Genomic DNA, 6,650 nt, shown 5'->3' on the forward strand with positions numbered 1-6,650 from the left:
GCCTGGGAGGCGCTGGAGCGGGCCGGCATCGACCCGATGTCGCTGCGCGGCAGCCGCACCGGCGTGTTCACCGGTGTCTCCGGGCACGAGTACGCCTCCATCACCCACCAGGGCAGCGAGAACATCGAGGGCTACCTGCTCACCGGCAACACCCTCAGCGTCGCCTCCGGCCGGATCTCCTACACCCTGGGCCTGGAGGGCCCCGCGGTCTCGGTCGACACCGCCTGCTCGTCGTCGCTGGTCGCCCTGCACCAGGCCTGCCAGGCACTGCGCACCGGCGAGTGCGAGACCGCCCTCGCCGGTGGCGCCGCGGTGATGGCGACCCCCGGCATGTTCCTGGAGTTCAGCCGCCAGCGCGGGCTGTCCCCGGACGGTCGCTGCAAGTCCTTCGCGGGCGCCGCTGACGGGGTCGCCTGGGCCGAGGGCGCGGGCATGGTGCTGCTGGAACGGCTCTCGGACGCCCAGGCCAACGGCCACCCGGTCCTCGCCGTCATCCGCGGCTCCGCCATCAACCAGGACGGCAAGAGCAGCCAGCTCACCGCCCCCAACGGCCCCTCCCAGCAGCGGGTCATCCGCGCCGCCCTGAAGAACGCCGGCCTCTCGGTCGCTGACGTGGACGCGGTCGAGGCCCACGGCACGGGCACCCGGCTCGGCGACCCGATCGAGGCACAGGCCCTGATCGCCACCTACGGACGGGACCGCGACCCCGAGCGACCCCTGTTCCTGGGATCGCTGAAGTCGAACATCGGCCATGCGCAGGCCGCCGCCGGCATCGGCAGCGTGATCAAGATGGTCGAGGCGCTGCGCCGCGGGGTGCTGCCGAAGACCCTGCATGTGGACGAGCCGTCCCCGCACGTCGACTGGGCGGACGGCGGCGTCGAACTGCTGACGCAGGAGCGCGCGTGGCCCGAGACCGGACGTCCGCGCCGGGCCGGCGTCTCCTCGTTCGGCATCAGCGGCACCAACGCGCACCTGATCCTGGAGGCCGCACCCGAGCCTGACCCGTCGACGGAGGCCATCGCCGAAGGGCCGGCCGCCGTCGGCCCGGTGGTGCCGTGGGTGCTGTCCGGCAGGTCCGAGCAGGCGGTGCGGGAGCAGGCCCAGCGCCTGCGGCAGTTCGCCGCCGGCCGGCCGGGCGCGGGCCTCACCGAGGTCGCGGCCGCGCTCGCGGGCGGGCGCGCCCGGCTTGCGCACCGGGCGGTGGTGCTGGGCGGCTCGCACGACGAACTGCTCGCCGGTCTCGCCGCACTGGCCGAAGGAGAGACGTCTTCCGCTGCCGCCTCGGTGGTGTCCGGCGCGGTGCGGGGGCGCGGGAAGCTGGCTGCCCTGTTCACGGGGCAGGGCAGCCAGCGACCCCGGATGGGGCGCGAGCTCCACGCGACGTTCCCGGTGTTCGCGCACGCACTCGACGAGGTCTGCGCCCAGCTCGACCCCCACCTGGAACGTCCGCTCAAAGACCTGGTGTTCGCCGCCGACGGCACCCCCGAAGCGGCCCTGCTCGACCAGACCCGCTACACGCAGCCGGCACTGTTCGCGCTGGAAGTGGCCCTGTACCGGCTGGTGGAGTCGTTCGGGGTGCGCGCGGACGTGCTGGCCGGACACTCGGTGGGCGAGCTGACCGCCGCACACGTCGCCGGTGTGCTGTCGCTGCCGGACGCGGCCGTGCTGGTGGCGGCCCGGGGCCGGCTGATGCAGGCCGCACGGGCGGACGGCGTGATGATCGCGGTCCAGGCGACGGAAGAGGAACTGCTGGCGCACCTCGCCGACCAGCCCGGCGTCTCCATCGCGGCCCTCAACTCGCCCGACTCCACCGTCATCTCCGGGGACGCGGAGCCGGCCACCCGGATCGCCGAGCACTTCGCCCGGCTGGGCCGCAAGACCCGCACCCTGCCGGTCAGCCATGCCTTCCACTCGCCGCACATGGACGACGTGCTCGCCGAGTTCGCATCGATCGCGGCCACCCTCACCTTCCACAAGCCGGCCATCCCGGTGGTCTCGAACGTCACCGGCGAGCTGGCCACCGTCGACCAGCTCACGGACCCGGCGTACTGGAGCGGCCACATCCGCCGCCCGGTGCGCTTCACGGACGCCGTACGCGCCCTGCACGGCGCCGGCGGCCGTACCTACCTGGAGCTGGGCCCCGACCCGGTGCTGACCGCGCTGACCCGGGCCACCCTGCACGAGACGGACGAGCAGGTGGTGGCCGTCGCCGCGCTGCGCGCCGACCACGCGGAGACCCGCACCCTCCTCACCGCCCTCGCCACCCTGCACACCGCCGGCACCGACGTCGACTGGCGGCTGCCCCCGGCCGGAACCCACGCGGCCGAGCTGCCCACCTACCCCTTCCAGCGCGACCGCTACTGGCTCATCCCCCAGCCGGCCGCCGACCTGGCCGCCGCGGGGCTCAGCACCACCGACCACCCGCTGCTGACCGCGGTGACCGAACTGCCCGAGGGCAAGGGCCACCTGTTCACCGGGCGGATCTCGGCGGACCACCCGGCCTGGACCGCGGAGCACGAGATCTACGGTTCGCCGGTGCTGCCCGGCACCGGCTTCGTCGACCTGCTGCTGCACGCCGCCGACCACATCGGCTGCGACCAGATCGAGGAGCTGACCCACCACGCGTTCCTGGGCGTCCCCGAAACGGGCTCCTTGCAGCTGCGGCTCGTCGTCGAGCCGTCCGACGGCACCGGCCGTGCCGCGTTCGCCGTCTACACCCGCGGCTCCGACGCGCCCGCCGACACCGCGTGGACCTGCCACGCCACCGGCTCGCTCGGCAGCCGGGACACGGCCGGCGGCGAACGCCTCACCGCATGGCCGCCGGCCGGCACCCGGCGCGTGGCACTCGACGACTTCTACGCGCACTTCATCGAGCGCGGCTACCACTACGGCCCGCTGTTCCAGGGCCTGAAGGCCGCCTGGCGCGGCACGGACGCCGTCTACGCGGAGATCGCCCTGCCCGAAGGCGTCGAACCCGGCGGCTACGGCATCCACCCGGCCCTCCTCGACGCCGCCCTGCACCCGGGCGCGCTGGTGCCCAGGACCGGCCCCGACGGGGCACGGACCGAGGAGGAGACCGGCTTCGTCCGGCTGCCGTTCTCGTGGAGCCGGGTGGCGCTGCACGCGACCGGAGCCACCCGCCTGCGCATCCGGGTCACCGAGCCGGCACCCGGCACCGTGACCATGGCGGTCGCCGACGCTGCGGGCGAGCCCGTGCTGACCATCGGCTCGCTCACCATGCTCGAAGTGGACCCCGGCCGCCTCGAAGGCGTCCAGGACCGCGGCCGGGACCCGCTCCACCAGGTCGACTGGTCCACCGTCCCCGCGGCCGGGACCCCCGCCACCGGCCGCTGGGCGGTCCTCGGCGCCCCCGAGGCGGCCGAGGCGCTGCGCGCCGCGGGCCTGGAGGCGGATCACCTGACCGGCCTCGAGCTCGTCGAGGACGAAAACGGGGACCCGGCGAACGCACCGTACGCGAGCGTGCCCGTGACCCCGTCCACGCGTGCACCCGGCACCCCCGTGGTCGCCCGTACGCACACGCTGACCAGCCATGTCCTCGACACCCTGCGCACGTTCCTGGCCGACGAGACGACCGCTGACGTGAGCCTGCTGATCACCACCCGGGGCGCGGTCACGGTCGGCGGGGAGCCGGTGACCGATCTCGCCTCGGCCGCGGTGCGGGGGTTGGTGCGTTCGGCGCAGGCGGAGTATCCGGGCCGGGTCGTGCTGGTGGACGTGGACGGTGCCGCGGAGTCCTACGGTGCGCTGGCGGCTGCGCTCGGTGCCGGTGAGCCGGAGTCGGCGGTGCGCGGGGGTGTGGTGCGGGTGCCGCGCCTGGTGCGTGCGCCCGCAGGTCCGGGCACCGGCCCGCTCACCGCTTCCGGCTCGGGCTCCACCGCTTCGGGCTCGGAGTCGGAGTCCGACGGGCCGGTGGCCCCGGGAGCGTTCGCACCGAACGGCACCGTGCTGATCACCGGCGGCACCGGCACGCTCGGCGCCCTGGTCGCCCGGCATCTGGTGACGGCCCACGGGGTGCGGCATCTGCTGCTCGCCAGCCGGCGCGGCGCCGAAGCACCCGGCGCCGGCGAACTCGTCGCGCAACTCGCCGGGTTGGGCGCCACCGTGGACGTCACGGCCTGCGAGGTGGCGGACCGCACGGCGGTGGCCGGGCTGCTGGCGGCGGTGCCGGCCGAGCACCCGCTGACCGCTGTGGTGCACACGGCGGGCGTGTTGGACGACGTCACGCTCCCCTCGCTGACCGCCGACCGGCTCGCCGGGGTGCTGCGGCCGAAGGTGGACGCGGCCTGGCACCTGCACGAACTGACCCGGGAGACGAACCTCGGCGCGTTCGTCCTGTTCTCCTCCCTCGCGGGCACGCTCACCAGCCCCGGGCAGGCGAACTACGCCGCGGCCAACGCCTTCCTGGACGCCCTGGCCGAGCACCGCCGAGCCGCGGGCCTGCCCGCGACCGCCCTCGCCTGGGGACCGTGGCAGCCGCAGGACGGCGGCATGACCGCGACGCTCACCGAGCAGGACCAGGCCCGGCTGCGCCGCACCGGGTTGCCGCCGATCCCCGCCGAACGCGCCCTGGCCATGTTCGACGCCGCCCTGACGACGGACCGTGCCTCCCTCGTCGCCGCACTGCTCGACACGGCCCGGCTGCGCGCGTCCGGTGAGGTGCCGCCGCTGTACCGGAGCCTCGTACGGGGCGCGGTGCGCAGGGCGGCCGACGGGGGCGCGGGCGCGTCCGGCGTCCTGCGGGAGCTGCACGGCCGCAGCCGCGACGAGCAGGAGCACCTGCTCCTCAGGCTGGTGCGCGACCACGCCGGCACGGCGCTCGGGCACGGCTCGGCGGGCGCGGTCGACCCGGACAGCCCGTTCAAGGAGCTGGGCTTCGACTCCCTGACCGCCGTCGAACTACGCAACGCCCTCGGCCACGCCACCGGCCTCCGGCTCCCCGCCACCCTGATCTTCGACTACCCGACCCCGTCCGCCGTCGCCGGTCTCCTCCTCGACGAGCTGCTGGACACCGTCACGGACACCGCCGTCACGACCCCGCCGACCACGGCGACGGCGACCGGCGGCGACGACCCGATCGCGATCGTGGGCGTGGGCTGCCGCTTCCCGGGCGACGTGACGAGCCCGGAAGGGCTGTGGCAGCTCGTCGCCGACGGCGTGGACGCCATCGGCGGGCTCCCGCTCAACCGCGGCTGGGACGTCGAGGGCCTGTACGACCCGGACCCCGCGGCCACGGGGAAGTCGTACGTTCGGCAGGGCGGGTTCCTGTACGACGCGGACGAGTTCGACGCCGAGTTCTTCGGTATCAGCCCGCGGGAGGCGCTCGCGCTCGACCCCCAGCAGCGCCTCCTGCTGGAGACCGCCTGGGAGACCTTCGAACGCGCCGGCATCGACCCCAGGACCCTGCACGGCAGCAGGACCGGCGTCTTCACGGGAGCCATCGCCCAGGAGTACGCCTCCCTGTCCTACGAGGGCTCGGAGGGCGCCGAGGGCTACCTGATCACCGGCCTCGCGGCCAGCGTGGCCTCGGGCCGGCTCTCCTACACCTTCGGCCTGGAGGGCCCGGCCCTCACCGTCGACACCGCCTGCTCCTCGTCCCTGGTCGCGATGCACCTCGCCGTTCAGGCGCTGCGGGGCGGCGAGTGCACGATGGCCCTGGCCGGCGGCGTCACCGTCATGGCCACCCCCGGCATGTACCAGGAGTTCAGCCGGCAGCGCGGCCTGTCCCCGGACGGCCGCTGCAAGGCCTTCGCCGGGTCGGCGGACGGTGTCGCCTGGGGCGAGGGCGCCGGCATGGTGCTGCTGGAACGCCTGTCGGACGCCCAGGCCAACGGCCACCAGGTGCTGGCCGTGGTGCGGGGTTCCGCGGTGAACCAGGACGGCGCGAGCAACGGCCTGACCGCCCCGAACGGTCCCTCGCAGCAGCGCGTGATCCGTGCGGCCCTTGCGGATGCGGGTCTGTCGACGGCGGACGTGGACGTGGTGGAGGCGCACGGCACGGGCACCACGCTCGGCGACCCGATCGAGGCACAGGCCCTGATCGCCACCTACGGACGGGACCGCGATCCCGAGCGGCCGTTGTGGCTGGGTTCCTTGAAGTCGAACATCGGGCACACGCAGGCGGCTGCGGGTGTCGCCGGTGTGATCAAGATGGTGGAGGCGATGCGGCGTGGTGTGCTGCCGAGGACCCTGCACGTGGACGAGCCCACGCCGCACGTGGAGTGGGCGGACGGTGGCGTCGAGCTGCTGACGGAGGAACGTGCGTGGCCGGAGGTGGGTCGTGCACGGCGGGCGGCGGTGTCGTCGTTCGGGATCAGCGGCACCAACGCGCACCTGATCCTGGAGGCGGCACCCGCCACGGACGCGTCAGTGGCAGCCGCTGACCAGGACCAGCCGGTTGACCTGGGTGGTCCGGTGGTGTGGCCGGTTTCGGCGAAGTCGGCGGGTGCGTTGCGGGGGCAGGCGCGACGGCTGGCGGATCATCTGGCGGTCCGGTCGGAACTGGCCACGGCGGATGTGGCGGCGACGCTTCGCGCACGTGCTGGGTTCGATCACCGTGCGGTGGTGGTGGGGCGGTCGCGGGAGGAGTTGGTGCGTGGGTTGGAGGTCGTGGCCGGCGGTGGTGAGTCCGC

The 6,650-nt window shown here is 74.5% G+C and carries 1 protein-coding gene; it reads left to right on the forward strand.

The window, feature by feature from the left end; all coding sequences use genetic code 11:
* A partial coding sequence (locus tag NQO67_RS43265) for a type I polyketide synthase (RefSeq protein ID WP_255956153.1) occupies positions 1-6,650 on the forward strand: 6,650 nt, incomplete at both ends.

The sequence above is a fragment of the Streptomyces odontomachi genome (assembly GCF_024435355.1).
In the GTDB taxonomy this organism is placed as follows: Bacteria; Actinomycetota; Actinomycetes; order Streptomycetales; family Streptomycetaceae; genus Streptomyces; species Streptomyces odontomachi.